Raw genomic sequence first — 15,582 nt, 5'->3', positions numbered from 1 at the left:
AACAACTGCGGCAAGGCGCTCGATATCGCCCGCATGGCGCGCGACATGCATGGCGGCAACGGCATCCAGGAAGAATTCCAGGTCATGCGCCATGCGATGAACCTCGAGACCGTCAATACCTACGAAGGCACGCACGATGTCCACGCCCTCATCCTCGGGCGCGCGATCACCGGGCTGCAGGCCTTCTATTGAAGCTGGGCGCCGCAAGAGGCCGCTGAACGGAGGACCCGTGCGTGGAGCTTAAAAGGAACCTTGTCGGCGGGAACTGGGTCGAGGGCGAAGATGCCACCGAAAACCGCAGCCCGTCGAACCTGGCAGATGTCGTCGGGCTCTATGCCCGCGCCTCGGCCGATCAGGTCGCGGATGCCGCAGCGGCGGCGCGGGCCGCGCTTCCGGTCTGGGCCGGGGCGAGCCCGCAGATCCGCGCCGATCTCCTTGATAAGGTGGGCGCCGAAATTCTCACCCGGAAGGACGAGATCGGCCGCATCCTGGCGCGCGAGGAGGGCAAGACGCTGCCCGAGGCGATCGGAGAGACCGTGCGCGCGGCGCAGATCTTCCGCTTCTTCGCCGGCGAGGCGATCCGGGTGGCGGGCGATGCCGTCGCCTCGGTGCGTCCGGATGTGGATGTCGAGGTCATGCGCGAGCCGGTCGGTGTGGTCGGGCTGGTGACACCCTGGAACTTCCCGATCGCGATACCGGCGTGGAAGATCGCGCCGGCCCTGGCTTACGGCAACACGGTCCTCTTCAAGCCTGCCGACCTGACGCCGGGTTCGGCGCATCTCCTGGCGGAGATCATCCATGCGGCGGGCGCTCCGGCGGGGGTCTTCAATCTCGTGATGGGGCGCGGTTCGGTCGTCGGCGATGCCATCGTGAGGCATCCCGAGATCGACGCGGTGTCCTTCACCGGCTCGGTCCCGGTCGGACGGGCGTTGGCGGTCGAGGCGGCGCGCGGGCTGAAGAAGGTCCAGATCGAGATGGGCGGCAAGAACCCGATGGTGGTGATGGACGACGCCGACCTCGATCTCGCGGTCAATGCCTGCCTGAACGGTGCCTTCTTCTCGACCGGGCAGCGCTGCACCGCCTCGTCGCGGCTGATCGTGCATGAGGCGGTTCACGACGAATTCGCGGAAAGACTCTCGGAGGCGATGATGGCGCTTCGGGTGGGCGACGCGCTCGACCCCGAAACCCAGATCGGGCCTGTCGTGTCGGCGAGCCAACTCGACAGCAATCTTGGCTATGTCGAGATCGCCCGGTCGGAAGGCGCCACCGTTATCGGCGGCGAACGGCTGGACGGCCCGGCGGACGGCTTTTACCAGCGGCCCGCGCTCTTTGTCGGCGCAACCAACGCCATGCGCACCAGCCGCGAGGAGATCTTCGGCCCCTGCGCCAGCGTTATCAGGGTCGGGGATTTCGACGAGGCGCTGGCGGTGGCGAACGACACCGAATTCGGCCTCTCGTCGGGCATCTGCACGTCGAGCCTGAAACATGCGCGCGAGTTCCGGCGCAGGTCGGCCGCGGGTATGGTGATGGTCAACCTGCCGACCGCGGGCGTCGACTATCACGTTCCGTTCGGCGGCCGGAAAGGATCGTCCTACGGGCCGCGCGAACAGGGCCGCTATGCGGCGGAGTTCTACACGGCAGTCAAGACCTCCTACAGTTTCTCGGGGTGACAACGATGGCGAAGGACGCAATCCTGGCGATCAATCCGGGCACGACGACGACCCGCTGCGCGCTCTACGGCATCGACGAAGGCGGCTTGCGGCTGATCGCGGAGCAGAATCTCGACCATGACGAGGGGCGGATGGCCGGGTTCGCCGGCATCGCCGACCAGCTCGATTACCGCGACGGCTGTGTCCTGGCCTTCCTGCGCGAAGCACTGGGAACGCATCGACTGGTCGCCGTGGCCGGGCGCGGCGGGATGCTTACACCGGTGCCGTCGGGCGTGATCGCGGTCAACGAGGAGCTTGTCGATTTCGCCCTGTTCCGGCCGGTCTACAACCACGCGAGCAATCTCGGCGCGCCGCTCGCCGACCGCATCGCGCGCCGGTACGGCGTGCCCGCTTTCGTCGTCGATCCGGTCAGCGTCGACGAACTGCCCCCCGTCGCGCGGGTGTCGGGCTTCGAGGAATTGCCGCGGTTCAGCTTCGTCCATGCGCTCAATGTCCGCGCCTGCGGGCGTAGGCTCGCCGCCGAGCTGGGCAAGCCCTTCGAAGAGTTGCGTGCAGTCGTGGCGCATCTCGGCGCCGGGTTCTCGATCGCGGCGCTGATCGGCGGCAAGATCGTCGACAGTTCCAACCGCATGGAGATCTCGCCCTTCTCGCCGGAACGCGCGGGCGGCCTGCCGCCGCTGCCGCTGATCGAGCTTTGCTATTCCGGCAAGTATTCCAAGCAGGACCTCCTGGCCAGGCTCTACGGGAAGGGCGGCGTCTACGGCTATCTCGGCACCAAGGACATCCGCAAGGTCGAGGCGATGATCGAGGCGGGCGACGAACGCGCCCGGCTTGTCCACGACGCGATGCTCTATCAGACCGCCAAGGCGATCGGGGCGATGGCCGCGGTTGCCGAGTTCGATCTGGACGGGATCGTGCTGACCGGCGGCCTCGCCAACAGTTCGCGGGTCGCGCGGGTTCTCACGCGCAAGGCGGAACGCATTGCCCCGGTGCATGTCTACGCCGGCAGCGACGAATGTCTCGCGCTGGCGGAAGGCGCATTCCGGGCGGTCTCGGGGCACGAGACGCCGATGCAATGGCCGGTCGCGATGCCGGCGGAGGTCGTCTGATGCCGGTTCGGAGCTTCGACGAACTGCGGGGCCGGGCGCGCGACCTCGGTCCGGTGCGGCTTGCAGTTGCGGGCGGCAACGATGCCAGCGTGCTCGAGGCGATCATTCAGGCGGTAGGGGAAGGTCTCGTCTCGGCCGTTCAGGTGACGGGCGACGCGTCTGCGATCGGGGCCGCCCTGCCGGCGGCACTTCACCCCGTCGTGCAGTGCGTCGAGGCCAGCGATGCCGCCGATTGCGCAACAAAGGCGGTCGCGGCGGTGCGTGAGGACCGGTCGGATGTGCTGATGAAGGGGCATGTCGACAGCACCGCCTATCTCCGGGCGATCGTCAGCCGCGACACCGGCATTCGCGCCGGCGGTGTCCTGTCGAACGTGACGGTGGCCGCGATGCCATCCTGGCCGAAGCTGATCGCGGCGACCGACAACGGCATCCTTCCCGCACCCGACCTGGACCAGAAGCGGCAGATCGTCCTGAACACGGCGGCCCTGTTCCGGGGGCTCGGCGTGAGCCCGGTGAAGGTGGCGGCGGTGGCAGCGACCGAGAAGGTGTCGGCGGAGCTGCCCGCCACGGTGGACGCGGCGGCGCTCGCCAAAGAGAGCCGGGCGGGAAATCTGCCGGGCTTCGTGATCGACGGTCCTTTCGGCTACGATGTCGCCGTCAGCCGCGACGCGGCGCGGGCGAAGGGGCTGGACGGCTCCCCGGTCGCCGGCGACGCGGACCTTCTTCTCTTCCCGACGATCGAGGCGGCGAATGCGGTGGCGAAATCCTGGAAGTTCCACGGCCAGGCGGAAACCGGGTCGATCGTTCTTGGCGCGAGGGTTCCGGTCATGCTGAACTCGCGTTCTGACAGCGCGGCGCGGCGCATCAACGCGCTCATCCTTGCGATGGTGGCAAGAAATTCGGGCGGAGGAACGACATGACGGTCCAGACGGTTGGAGTGATCGGTGCCGGGCAGATGGGCAACGGCATCGCCCATGTCTTCGCCGCCGCCGGCTATGACGTGGTGCTGAACGACATCTCCGCCGAAGCGCTCGCCGCCGCGATGGCGAAGATCGAGACGAACACCGCGCGCCAGGTGAGCAAGGGCCAGCTTGACGCTGAAGCGCGCGACGCGGCTCTGGCGCGCATCCGCACCACAACCGATCTGGGCGAGCTTGGCGGCGGCGATCTGATCATCGAGGCCGCGACCGAGCGGGAGGAGGTGAAGCACAGGATCTTCGCGGCGCTCCAGCCTTCGCTCGGGCCCAGAACGATCCTGACCTCCAACACCTCGTCGATCTCGATCACCCGGCTCGCCGCGCGGACCGACCGGCCGGACCGCTTCATGGGCTTCCATTTCATGAACCCGGTGCCGCTGATGAAGCTGGTCGAGCTGATCCGGGGCATCGCGACCTCTGAGGAAACCTACCGGGAGCTCAAGACCATCGTCGGCCGGCTGGGCAAGACCGCCGCCAGCGCCGAAGATTATCCCGCCTTCATCGTCAACCGAGTCCTGATCCCGATGATCAACGAGGCGGTCTATGTGCTTTACGAGGGTGTCGGCAGTGTCGCCAGCATCGACGCGTCGATGAAGCTCGGCGCCAACCACCCGATGGGCCCGCTCGAACTGGGCGACTTCATCGGGCTCGACACCTGCCTCTCGATCATGAACGTGCTGCGCGACGGGCTTGCCGATACCAAGTACCGGCCTTGTCCGCTGCTGGTGAAATATGTCGAGGCCGGCTGGCTCGGCCGCAAGTCGGGGCGCGGGTTCTACGACTATCGCAGCGGCAACCCTGAGCCGACGAGATAGGGTGCCTCACCCGTCGCGCCGGCTCTCTTCGTGCCGGCGCTGGAAATCCGAGGGCGTCAGCCCGAACTTCGCCTTGAAGAGCCGCGCGAACTGCGCCTGATCGGAGAAGCCGAACCGATAGGCGATCTCGGCGATCTTGACCCCATTGGCCGCCTCGAGCCGGTCGCGCGCGGCGATCAGCCGCTGGTCGCGGATCTGCTGGGACACGGTGCCGTTCACGTCCTTGAACAGATCGTGCAGGTAGCGCTTGGAGATGCCGCATCCCTCGGCGATCAGGTCCGGCGACAGGCCGGGTTCCTTGAGATTGGCGCGGATGAACCGCTCCACCCGGCCCAGATGGGCCGCGCGCACCGACGAGACGCCGCTTTCGGCCGCGTCCGATCCGCCGTCAAGCGCGAGGCCGAGCAGTTCCAGCAACTGCCGCCCGATCGTCTCCGCCGCCGAGGCGCCGATCTCGGCGATCTGGCCTTGCGCATGACCGACCATCGTGGCGAACAGGCTCGCGGTTCCGGAAGTCGCGTCGATGACCCGGGCGCAGTGCCGATCCGGTTGCCGCACGCGCTCGGACAGTGCCGACCTGCCGACCTTGAGCACGAAGAGGTCGTTGGGCTTCTCGTACATGAAGCGATAGGGCTCATCCCCGCGCTCCAGGATGAAGCCGCCGGGGTCGCAGCGCACGTCCTTGCCGAGTTGCCGGAACTCGACCGACGAGGCGCGCGGGATGGTGACCAAGTACTCCTCTTCGCGCGCCTCGCTGATGTGGCTGCGCCGCCGCTCGTAGTTCACCGGATCGGAGGTGAGACGGGACAGGCCGACATGGCCGAGCGGCGTGCGCGTCAGCCGCCCGTTGAATTCCAGCGGGTTCCGGAAGTGGAGCTGCAACGGAAAATAGGCATCGGCAATGACCGCGTTCCATTGGCTGGAACGGTCCTGCTGGGGCGTCTGCGCCGTGGAGAAGCGCAGCTGCGACGTCATTCCCTTCCTCCTCCGATCGAGAGCGGCACAACAAACTTACGTTGCGGCGGCCGTGGCGCAAAGAAAATTTCGCGGGACTGCGCGGAGGCGCAAACTGTTATGCGCTCTGCGTCAAGACCGCGCACGACCGGCGCGGCAGTCTAATCCCACAAGATCGACGTGCAGGAGGAGCATGCCGGATCGGGGGATGTCAGCTTGGCCCTGATTCCGCGCGCCCTTTGCACAAACGCAAAGGACAACGACCATGGCTCAGAGAGATGTCGACCCGATCACCCTGTCGGTGGTGCGCGGGGTTCTGGAGACGACGCAGCGCGAGATGACGCTGGCGCTCGAAAAGACCGCGCGGAGTTCGGTGTTCAACCTCGCGCACGACTACTCCACGGCGCTCTTCAACCACACGCCCGAGATGATCCTTCAGGGCCAGGACATCCCGATCCATCTCGGCAGCCTGATCCCGGCGATGAAGGCGGTCGACCGGTTCTTCGGCGGCGACATCCATGAAGGCGACCTGATCCTGCACAACGACCCGGACTATGCCGGTAGCCACATCATCGACACCTGCATGTATTACCCGGTCTTCTACCACGGCGAGCTGGTGTTCTGGACGGTCTGCAAGGGCCACCTGACCGATATCGGCGGCCCGGTTCCGGCCGGCTACAACCCCGAGGCCAAGGAGATCTACGCCGAGGGTCTGCGCATTCCCCCGATCAAGATCTGGGACAAGGGCGTGCCGCGCAAGGACATCATGAACATGCTCCTGACCAACATGCGCGCCCGCCGCGACCAGGAAGGGGATTTCAACGCGCTGATCGGCGCCTGTCAGGTCGGCGCCCGCAACCTGATCGCGCTGATGGACAAGTACGGGAAGGAGACGGTGCAGGACTGCATCGAGGAACTCCTGTCGATGGCCAACCGGCACATGAACAGCCTGATCGCGAAGGTTCCTGACGGCACCTACAAGGGCACGGCGGTTCTGGAGGATGCGGGCCACGGCTTCGGCGATTTCGACATCACCGCGACCGTCACGATCAAGGGCGAGAGCTGCCATATCGAGATCGCGAGCCCGCCGCAGATCCCCTATTTCATCAATTCCTACGAGGGGAACAGCTATTCCGGCGTCTATCTCGGCCTGATGATGTTCGCGCAGTTGCCGCCGCCCTACAACGAGGGGCTCTACCGCAACGTGACGGTGGACATGGGGCCGAAGGGCACGCTCTGCAACGCCAAGCCCCCGGCGCCGCACATGAACTGCACCACGACGCCGATGGAGACGTTGACCGACGCGGTGCGGCTCGCCTTCGAGCAGGCGGCGCCCGACAAGGTCTCGGCAAGCTGGGGTCACGCCAACGGCTGCAACATCGCCGGCTGGGACACCCGCCACGACGAGGAATACGTCACGATGGTGCTGGCCTCGATCATCTCCGGGGCGGGGGCCACCAACAGCCAGGACGGCTGGCATGTCAGGGGGCCGGAATGCTGCTTCGGCGCGCTCACCTCGGGCGATATCGAGATGCTGGAGCATTCCTACCCGATCATCATCCACCGCTACTCGATGATGACCGACTCGGGCGGCGCCGGGAAGTTCCGCGGCGGATCGGGCGCCTGCTGGGAGGTCGAGCCCTTGGACAAGCCGATGACGCTGATCACCTTCGGCGAAGGCCGCCGCATCCCGGCGATGGGCGCGGGCGGCGCGCGCTCGACGATGATCGAGCCAAAGGTCGGACGGCTCGAGATCACCCGGAACGGCAAGACCGAGATCATCACCGACAACGTGATCGAGACCATCCACCCCGGCGAACGCGCCGCGAACAAGAACCCCGGCGGCGGCGGCTTCGGCAACCCGTTCGAACGTGACGTGCTGAAGGTGGTCGAGGACATCCGCGACGGGCTCGTCTCGGTCGAGGGCGCGCGGCTCGACTACGGCGTCATCATCTCCGACCCCGAAACGCTGACCGTGGACGAAGCCGCCACGGCCAGGGCCCGCGCGGCCGCCTGAAGCCCCTGACAGGAAAGGACAAGACCATGCGTACCCAATATCGTCTGGGCATCGACGCCGGCGGCACGTTCACCGATTTCATCCTGGCCGACAAGGATGGCGGGGTGCAGATCTTCAAGGTCCTCTCGACCCCGAACGAGCCGACCAAGGCGATCCGCAACGGCCTCGCGCTCATCACCGAGGAGACCGGGATCACGGCCGAAGAGATCGTGTCGAACTCCGATCTCTGCATCAACGGCACGACGGTGGGGCTGAACGCCCTGATCACGCACAACGGCGCCAAGACCGGCCTGATCGCCACCAGGGGGCACGAGGATTCCATCGAGATCCGGCTCGGCCACAAGGAGGACGGCTATCGCTACGATCCCGACTATCCGCCGGCGACGATGCTGGTGCCGCGCCACCTGCGCCGCGGCGTGTCGGAGCGCGTGATCTCCGATGGCTCGGTCAAGACGCCGATGAACGAGGACGACGTCCGCGACGCCTGCCGCTATTTCCTCGCCGAGGGCGTGGAATCGGTGGCCATCAGCTTCGTCTGGTCGGTCCTGCATCCCGAGCACGAGAACCGCGCCGCCGAGATCGTGCGCGAGATGATGCCGGGCGTGCGGCTGACGGTGGGCTCGCAGCTTTACCCGCAGGTGCGGGAATACACGCGGACCTCGACCGCCATCGTGAACGCCTATCTCGCGCCGATCCTGCAACGCTATGTCGACGCGATCGACGCCTATTTCCGCGAGCTCGGCTCGAAGCATCCGGTGCGCTACTTCCAGTCGAACGGCGGGCTGGCGCTCGGCAAGGTCGTGTCGGACCAGTCGGTCTACGCGATCAATTCCGGCCCGGCTTCCGCGCCGCAGGCCGCGCTCGACGTGGCGGCGCCCTGGGGTGACAAGAACATCATCACCTGCGACATGGGCGGCACCTCCTTCGACATCACGCTGACGAAGGACGGCAAGGCCAACGTCAACAAGAACATCGACTTCCTGCGCTACCGCATCGGCATCCCGATGATCCAGGTGGAGACGCTCGGCGCCGGCGGCGGCTCGATCGGCTGGATCGACTCGATGGGGCTGATGCAGATGGGGCCGCAATCGGCGGGTTCCGAGCCCGGCCCGGCCTGCTACGGCCAGGGCGGCGAGGAGCCGACCACGACCGACGCCAATCTGGTCCTCGGCTATCTGAATGCCGATGGCCTGGTCGGCGGGCGCCTGCCGCTCGACGTGGACAAGGCTCGCAAGGCGATCAAGACGCGCCTCGCCGACCCCCTCGGCATCTCGGTCGAAAAGGCCGCCTACGGCATGTTCACCATCGTCAACAACAACATGGTCAACGCCATCCGCCGCGTCTCAGTCGAACGCGGCTACGACCCGCGCGACTTCGTGCTGATGGGCGCGGGCGGGGCGACGGGCGCGCATATCACCGCGCTCGCACGCGAGATGGGCATTCACAAGGTGCTGGTCTCCAAGCTCGCCTCGGGGCTCTGCGCTTACGGGCAGATCATCTCGGACGTGAAGTACAATTACATGGCGCCGGCGCCGTTGCGGCTTGAAGGCGCCACGGCGGCGAAGACACTCGACGACCTGTTCACCGGGCTCGAGGCGCGCGGCCGCGAGGATCTCGCCGACGACGGGTTCAGCGAGGAGCGCATCTCGATCCGCCGCTCGCTCGATATGCGCTATGTCGGCCAGGTCCACGAATGCACGGTCGAAATCGATCCGTTCGAGGTGACCGAAGCGTCGCTCGGGCAGATAAGGGCGGCGTTCCATGCCCGTCACAAGGAGCTTTACACCTATGACGAGCCGCACAGCGCGGTCGAGGTGGTCAATGTCGAAAGCACCATCGCCGGGCATGTGGACAAGCCCCAAAGGATGAAGATCGCCGCCGGGAAGGGCGCGGAAAGCGCGCTGAAGGGCACCCGCCCGATGGTCTTCTCGACCGAGGGCACGGCCCATGCGACGCCGGTCTATGACGGCTCGGCGCTCGGGGCGGGCGATACGCTCGCGGGCCCGGCGGTGATCGAGGAGGTCACCACCACCATCGTCATCGAGCCAGGCTGGAAAGTGACGCTCCACGACAGCGGCGTCTACCTGCTGACCAACGGCGCGCTCGTGTCCGCCGCCAAGCCGCGCAGGGAAAAAGCGCTGGTCGAGGCGTGATCCGGTGGCTGGCCGCGTGCGACATGACGGGCCCTCCCTCGCGACCGATGGGGTGACGGTGGCCTTCGGCGGGTTCAAGGCCCTGACCGATGTCTCCCTCGCCGTCACCCCGGGCGCGGTTCACGGGCTGATCGGGCCGAACGGCGCGGGAAAGACGACGCTCGTCAATGTGCTGACCGGGTTCCAGGCGCCGACGCGCGGGGCCGTGACACTGAACGGCCGCGATGTCGGCGCGCTCTCGGCGCATGAGCTGCGCCGCGCCGGGGTCGCGCGGACGTTCCAGGCGGGGCGGCTCTTCTCCGGGCTCGACGTCCTCGACAACCTCGCGGTGACGGGCGTCGGCCTCGGCCATACGCGCCGCGCCGCGGAGACCGAGGCGTTCCGGCTCCTCGACTGGATGGGCGTCCCGCATCTGGCTGAAAGGCCGGCGGCGGGTCTGCCCTACACCGACGAACGCCGCGTCGGCATCGCCCGCGCGCTGATGTTCGCGCCCGCCTTCCTGCTGCTCGACGAACCGGCCGCCGGCATGTCGGAGGCCGAGGCCGCCGACCTCGCGGCGCTGATCGTGCGTGTGGCGGCGGATCTGAACACCGGCGTTCTCCTGATCGAGCACAATGTCGGACTCGTGCTCTCGGTCTCGCACCACATCTACGTGCTCGATGCCGGCCAGGTCATCGAGGAGGGCGACCGCGATGTAATCGTCGCCAGCAAACCGGTGCGCGACGCCTATTTCGGCGCCGATCAGGAGGCCGCGTGATGTCCAGGCTTGGCGTTTTCGATGTCTCGGTCCGCTATGGCAAGGTGCCGGCGCTCACGGATGTCACGCTCCACATCGGCGAGGGTGAGCGGATCTTCATCTCCGGCCCGAACGGTGCCGGCAAGTCCTCGCTCCTCAAGGCGATCAGCGGCGCGGTGCCGACCGCGCACGGACGGATCGAGCTCGACGGCGACCTCCTGACCGGGCGGCCGCCCGAGGCGGTCGCGCGGCTCGGCCTCAGCATGGTGCCCGAGGGGCGCGAGATCTTCGGCCGCCTCACGGTCGAGGAGAACCTGCGCGTCGGCACCGGCATCCGGCGCGACGCCGATGCGGTCGAGGGCGACATCGCCGAGATCTACCGCGCCTTCCCGATACTAGCGGAGCGCCGCCATGCAAGCGCCGGGGCGCTGTCCGGCGGCCAGCAGCAGATGCTGGCGATCGGGCGGGCGCTGATGACCAATCCCAAGCTGATGATGGTGGACGAACCATCGCTCGGCCTCGCGCCGAAGATCGTCGACCAGGTCTACGACACGCTGGTGGCGTTGCAGGAGGAACGCGGCCTCACGCTTCTGATCGTCGAGCAGAGCTCGGTCCGGGCGGGGCGCGTCGGCGGGCGGATGATCCTCCTGCGCGGCGGCCAGGTCGTGGGCGAGGGCGACGCGGCGGCGTTCGCCGACAAGGACGCGCTGACGGAGGCGTATTTCGGCAAGACAGGGAAGGAGGCGGCGGAATGAACACGGCAGCCCAGCTTTTCTTCGACGCGGCCTCGCTCGGCGGCATCTATGCCATGGCGGCCCTGGGAATCGCGCTGATCTTCGGGGTGATGAACCTCGTGAACTTCGCGCATGGCCAGTACATCGCCTTCTGCGTCTTCGCGCTGATCGTGCCCTCGACCGACGCGGTGGCGGTGATGTTCCTCGGCCGCGCGCCGGCCTTCCTGCTGATCCCGCTTCTGCTCGCCGTCGGCGCGGCGGCGGCGGTCGCGTCCGAATACGCGGTCTTCCGGCACCTGCGGAAGGCGACGCCGGTCGCGATGATGATCTCGTCCTTCGCGCTCGGCTTCGTGATCCAGAACGCGCTTCTGGCGACATATGGCGGGCGCCCGAAGGCGATCAGCCTCTGGCCCGAACTCAACACGCCGGTGACCGTCATGGGGGCGAGCGTGCCGCTTCTCCAGCTCATCGTGATCCTGGCGACGCTGACCGTCGTGGCGGGGCTCGCGCTTCTCCTCAAGAAGACGCGGATCGGGCTCGAGATGCGCGCGGCGGCCGAGAACTTCACCATGGCCCGGCTGCTCGGCGTGCGCGCGAACGTCGTGATCACCGGGGCCTTCGCTTTGTCGGGCGCGCTCGCCGCCGCCGTGGCGCTGATCATGGCGACGCAGACCGGCGTGGCCGATGTGCGGATGGGCGGGCAGATCATGCTCGTGGCCTTCATCGCGACAGTGATCGGCGGCCTGGGCTCGCTACCCGGCGCGGTCGCTGCCGGGTTCCTGATCGGGGCGGTCTCGGTCCTCCTGCAAGCCTACCTGCCGCTCGACGCGCGGCCCTTCCGGGACGCCTTCCTCTACACGCTCGTCATCGTCAGCCTGCTGGTGCGCCCGCAGGGCCTGTTCGTGCCGAGCTCAGCCAAGCCGAGGGTCTGACCGATGCCGGGCAAGCACATGCAAAACCGTCTCCTCGCCCATTCGACGCCGCTGATCCTAGCGTTGATCCTTCTGGCCTTCGTGGCCGGGGTCGCGCTGACGGGCGACAGGGCGCTGGCGCGCATGGCCGCCGAGACCCTGGTTCGCGTCACGCTGGTGGTGGGCTTGTGGATCTTCGTCGGCAATTCCGGCGTGATCAGCTTCGGCCATGCCGGGTACATGGCGATCGGCGCCTATTGCTCGGCCTGGCTGACGCTGAAGCCGCAGGCCAAGGCGCTGTTCCTGCCCGACCTTCCGGTCTGGCTCGCGAATGCCGAATGGCACGTCTTCCCGGCCGCCATCGCATCGGGTTTCTTGGCGGCTTTCGTCGCGCTGATCTCCGGGGCCGCGATCCTGCGGCTGTCCGGCATCGCCGCCTCGATCGCGACCTTCGCGTTCCTCGCCATCGTCTACACGGTCTATTCCAACTGGGAAGGCGTGACCGGGGCGACATCCTCGGTCGTCGGGCTCACGCGCTATGTCGGGCCGTGGGTGGCGCTGGCCTGGGCCGTCGCGGCGATCGTCGCGGCCAATCTCTACGCCAATTCCGCCTCGGGCCTCGCGCTTCGGGCCACCCGCGAGGACGAGGTCGCCGCCCGCGCCTCGGGCATTGACCAGTACCGCCACCGCCTGTTGTCGCTCGTGATCAGTGGCTTCTTCACCGGCGTCGCCGGGGCGCTCTTCGGCCACTCACTCGGCGTCCTCAACCCCGACAGTTTCTACCTCGGCATCACCTTCATCGCGCTGGCGATGCTCGTGGTCGGCGGCATCGGCAGCCTGTCGGGCGCGGTCACGGGCGTGCTGGTCCTGTCACTGCTGATCGAGGCGCTGGTGCGGCTCGAACAGGGGATCACGATCGGCGAAGCGGCCCTCGCGCTCCCGAGTGGCGCGCAGGAGATCCTGATCGGCATCGTCATGATCCTCGTGCTGATCCTGCGCCCCGCCGGCCTGACCGGAGGCGCCGAGTTTCGCCTTCGGGCGCGCACGCCCCGGCTTTCCTTCGACCAAGAACAAACGACCACCAACTGAGGAGATACCCCATGCATCGCTTGCTGATTGCCTCGACACTTGCGCTGGGCGCTGCCGCGCCCGCAATCGCGGCCGACGACATAACCATCGGCTTCGCCATCGCGACATCCGGCTGGATGGAAGCCTACGACACCCCGGCCGCCACCGCCGCCAAGATCCGCATCGACGAGATCAACGCGAATGGCGGGCTCCTGGGCCGCCAGATCGCCTGGGTCGAGGCCGACACCAAGACCGACCGCGCCCAATCGGCCAAGGCTGGGCTCCAGGTGCTCGACGAGGGCGCCGACATGATGGTCGTCAGCTGCGACTACGATTTCGGCGCGCCCGCCGCGCTCGCCGCGGAATCGGCCGGCATCAACTCGTTCTTCCTCTGCGCCGAGGACGTCAAGGCCGGCATCCAGGGCGTCGGGCCGAACAGTTTCTCAGGTTCCGTCCTCGCCGCCGTTCAGGGCGCCACGATGGCCGAGTGGAGCCACGCCAGGCGCGAGGCGCGGACGGGCTATGTGCTGCTCGACACCACGATCGAGTACAACAAGGGCATATGCACCGGCTTCGACTGGATGTTCCCGCAGCTCGACGGCACCGAGATCGTGGGCCGCGACACGTTCAAGAACGACGACGCCTCGATCGCGAGCCAGATCACCCGGATCAAGGCGCTGCCCGAGGAGCCGGACGTGATCATGCTCTGCTCCTACATCCCCGGCGCGGCCTCGGCGGTGCGCCAGATCCGGGCGGCGGGTATCAACTCGCTGATCCTGAACGGCTCGGCCGTCGACGGCTCCTACTGGCTCGATGCGACGCCGGGGCTTTCGGGCTTCGTCGTGCCGGTCCAGGGCTCCATCTACGGCGACGACCCGCGCCCCGAGGTCGAAGCCTTCAACGTCGCCTATGAGAAGGCCAGCGGCAGCCGCCCGGCGAGCCAGTACGCCTATCCCGGCTACATCCTGATCGACCTCTGGGCGAAGGCGGTCGAGCGCGCCGGGTCGCTCGACGGGGCGGCAGTGACGGCCGAGCTGGAAAAGATGAAGGGCGAGGCGACCGCGTTCGGCGCGCGCAGCTTCAGCGGCGAGCTGCATCACCAGAACTCCGCCGAGATGCAGATCGTCGAGATCAGCGACGGCAAACCCGCCGTGGTGGACAGCTGGACGATCAGCGAGCCGGTGCCGCTGCAGCAGCTTCTGAACTGAGGGCGATCGCCGGGCGTTTTGCGGAACTCGCGCTTGTGGCGCGAGTTCCCGTTTCGCCACAGGCGCAAGGCCGCGTGAACGATCTCGGCGGCGCCGAGGGTGGAGACGCGGTCTTTCCGTGCGATCGGATGAGGGTCTCGGCGATTTGGCGGTCCGCGTTTCGTGAGGCGATGCGCTCGCCAAAATCCGGAAGCGCCGCATCGAGGGCATGCCGTCACCAAGACGCGAGACAATACGTCAGCATTGAAACTCCGCAAGCAAGTTATGCGCAGGCAAGGCCCCGGCAATTGCTATGCAACGGACAAGCTGAGGTTCTACGGTACTGCCTTGAAGGATCTGGATGTCGCCGACCGGTGGGCAACTGGTCGCTGGCTCAACAGGCGAGCCGTATAGTCCCACCCGGCATTCCGACGGCGACACCGAGCAAAGCTCCGCTTCCGGCGCCTGCGACGCCCCGGGGAAGTTCGCCGCCGCCCATTCCGGCCTGAAGGATCGGCGCATGGCAGCGGAACAGGCCGCGAGGCGGCGTCCGCGAAGCGACCTCGCGGGCATTCAGTCGCGGCTCTTCTCCGCCTCCAGCAGCATGTCGATCATCTTCGTGGAATGGGCGAAGGCCGCGCCGGCGCGCATCTCGGCCGCCACCCAGACCGCTTCCATCAGCTGCTCCGGCGTCGCGCCTTCCCGCCGCGCCGCCTTCACATGCCCCTCGATGCACCAGGGACACTGGGTGACATGCGCGACCGCCACCGCGATCAGCTGCTTGGTCCGGCGGTCGAGCGCGCCCTCGGCGAAGACCGCCGCGCTGAAATCGCGGAAGGCGTCGTCAGGCGCCGGGGCCAGGTCATGGCGCCGCTCGGCATGGCGGAGGCTCGCCTTCGGGATCCGCAACTCGGTCATCGCCTATCTCCCCAGATCCGGGCGCCCGGCATCGGGCGCCGACAGTGCACTCTCGAAGCGCGGGAACAGCACCTCGTTCTCGAGCCGGATATGCGCCTCGAGATCGGCGAGGAACGCCCTCAGCCCGTCATAGAGCGCTCGCCAGGTCCGGCAGGCGCCGTCGGGCGGGGCAAGATCGCCGGTCAGGGCCAGGATGGCCGCCGTGTCGGCGGCGTGGCCGTCATGGTCGGCGCGCATCGCCGCGAGCGGAGCCACGATCCCCTCGACCCGGCCGGCACGCAGCGCCGGAAAGAGGATCCGTTCCTCCTTCTGCATGTGCAGGTCGAGCGTTCC

The 15,582-nt window shown here is 67.4% G+C and carries 15 protein-coding genes; 12 read left to right on the top strand and 3 right to left on the bottom strand.

Annotation, left to right across the window (positions count from 1 at the left end):
* From OM960_RS24265 to OM960_RS24245, 5 genes are all read left to right on the top strand, one after another.
* Nucleotides 1-192, top strand: a 192-nt coding sequence (locus OM960_RS24265; protein WP_264773785.1) for an acyl-CoA dehydrogenase family protein, incomplete at its 5' end; no start/stop codon positions are given.
* A gap of 41 nt (nucleotides 193-233) precedes the next feature.
* Nucleotides 234-1,670, top strand: coding sequence for an aldehyde dehydrogenase family protein (locus tag OM960_RS24260; protein WP_264773784.1), 1,437 nt, complete (start codon nucleotides 234-236; stop codon nucleotides 1,668-1,670).
* Nucleotides 1,671-1,675: 5 nt separating this feature from the next.
* Nucleotides 1,676-2,779, top strand: coding sequence for a butyrate kinase (gene buk / locus OM960_RS24255; protein ID WP_263340535.1), 1,104 nt, complete (start codon nucleotides 1,676-1,678; stop codon nucleotides 2,777-2,779).
* Complete coding sequence (locus tag OM960_RS24250) at nucleotides 2,779-3,699, top strand: phosphate acyltransferase (protein WP_264773783.1); 921 nt, start codon at nucleotides 2,779-2,781, stop codon at nucleotides 3,697-3,699. The genes buk and OM960_RS24250 overlap by 1 nt, the downstream gene beginning before the upstream one ends.
* Nucleotides 3,696-4,571, top strand: a complete 876-nt coding sequence (locus OM960_RS24245) for a 3-hydroxybutyryl-CoA dehydrogenase (protein ID WP_264773782.1) — start codon at nucleotides 3,696-3,698, stop codon at nucleotides 4,569-4,571. Before OM960_RS24250 ends, OM960_RS24245 begins: the two co-directional genes overlap by 4 nt.
* A gap of 6 nt (nucleotides 4,572-4,577) precedes the next feature.
* Here OM960_RS24245 and OM960_RS24240 read toward each other — a convergent pair whose 3' ends face one another.
* Nucleotides 4,578-5,546, bottom strand: coding sequence for an AraC-like ligand-binding domain-containing protein (locus OM960_RS24240; protein WP_263340541.1), 969 nt, complete (start codon nucleotides 5,544-5,546; stop codon nucleotides 4,578-4,580).
* 244 nt (nucleotides 5,547-5,790) lie between these two features.
* Between OM960_RS24240 and capB the strand changes: the two genes are divergently transcribed.
* From capB to OM960_RS24205, 7 genes are read left to right on the top strand one after another with little or no spacing between them, the layout of a single operon-like run.
* Nucleotides 5,791-7,542, top strand: a complete 1,752-nt coding sequence (capB, locus tag OM960_RS24235; RefSeq protein WP_263340543.1) for a caprolactamase subunit beta — start codon at nucleotides 5,791-5,793, stop codon at nucleotides 7,540-7,542.
* 26 nt (nucleotides 7,543-7,568) lie between these two features.
* Entirely contained in the window at nucleotides 7,569-9,695 is a 2,127-nt protein-coding gene (capA, locus tag OM960_RS24230; protein WP_264773781.1) for a caprolactamase subunit alpha, read from the top strand.
* 4 nt (nucleotides 9,696-9,699) lie between these two features.
* Nucleotides 9,700-10,452: an ABC transporter ATP-binding protein gene (locus tag OM960_RS24225; RefSeq protein WP_264773780.1), complete on the top strand. Its 753-nt coding sequence runs from the start codon at nucleotides 9,700-9,702 to the stop codon at nucleotides 10,450-10,452.
* Nucleotides 10,452-11,186, top strand: coding sequence for an ABC transporter ATP-binding protein (locus tag OM960_RS24220; RefSeq protein ID WP_264773779.1), 735 nt, complete (start codon nucleotides 10,452-10,454; stop codon nucleotides 11,184-11,186). The genes OM960_RS24225 and OM960_RS24220 overlap by 1 nt, the downstream gene beginning before the upstream one ends.
* Complete coding sequence (locus OM960_RS24215; RefSeq protein ID WP_263340548.1) at nucleotides 11,183-12,097, top strand: branched-chain amino acid ABC transporter permease; 915 nt, start codon at nucleotides 11,183-11,185, stop codon at nucleotides 12,095-12,097. The genes OM960_RS24220 and OM960_RS24215 overlap by 4 nt, the downstream gene beginning before the upstream one ends.
* Before the next feature lie 18 nt (nucleotides 12,098-12,115).
* The gene (locus tag OM960_RS24210; protein ID WP_264773778.1) at nucleotides 12,116-13,165 is read left to right on the top strand and encodes a branched-chain amino acid ABC transporter permease; all 1,050 of its coding nucleotides are present in this window, start codon (nucleotides 12,116-12,118) and stop codon (nucleotides 13,163-13,165) included.
* Nucleotides 13,166-13,176: 11 nt separating this feature from the next.
* Nucleotides 13,177-14,352, top strand: coding sequence for an ABC transporter substrate-binding protein (locus tag OM960_RS24205; protein ID WP_264773777.1), 1,176 nt, complete (start codon nucleotides 13,177-13,179; stop codon nucleotides 14,350-14,352).
* A gap of 552 nt (nucleotides 14,353-14,904) precedes the next feature.
* Here OM960_RS24205 and OM960_RS24200 read toward each other — a convergent pair.
* Both OM960_RS24200 and OM960_RS24195 read right to left on the bottom strand, forming a co-directional pair.
* Complete coding sequence (locus OM960_RS24200) at nucleotides 14,905-15,249, bottom strand: carboxymuconolactone decarboxylase family protein (protein ID WP_263340554.1); 345 nt, start codon at nucleotides 15,247-15,249, stop codon at nucleotides 14,905-14,907.
* A gap of 3 nt (nucleotides 15,250-15,252) precedes the next feature.
* Nucleotides 15,253-15,582, bottom strand: a 330-nt coding sequence (locus tag OM960_RS24195) for a hemerythrin domain-containing protein (RefSeq protein ID WP_264773776.1), incomplete at its 5' end; no start/stop codon positions are given.

It is taken from the genome of Defluviimonas salinarum, assembly GCF_026013545.1.
In the GTDB taxonomy this organism is placed as follows: domain Bacteria; phylum Pseudomonadota; class Alphaproteobacteria; order Rhodobacterales; family Rhodobacteraceae; genus Albidovulum; species Albidovulum salinarum.
The sequence above is the reverse complement of the archived record's forward strand: the minus strand, read 5'-3'. Positions and strand labels throughout refer to the sequence as shown.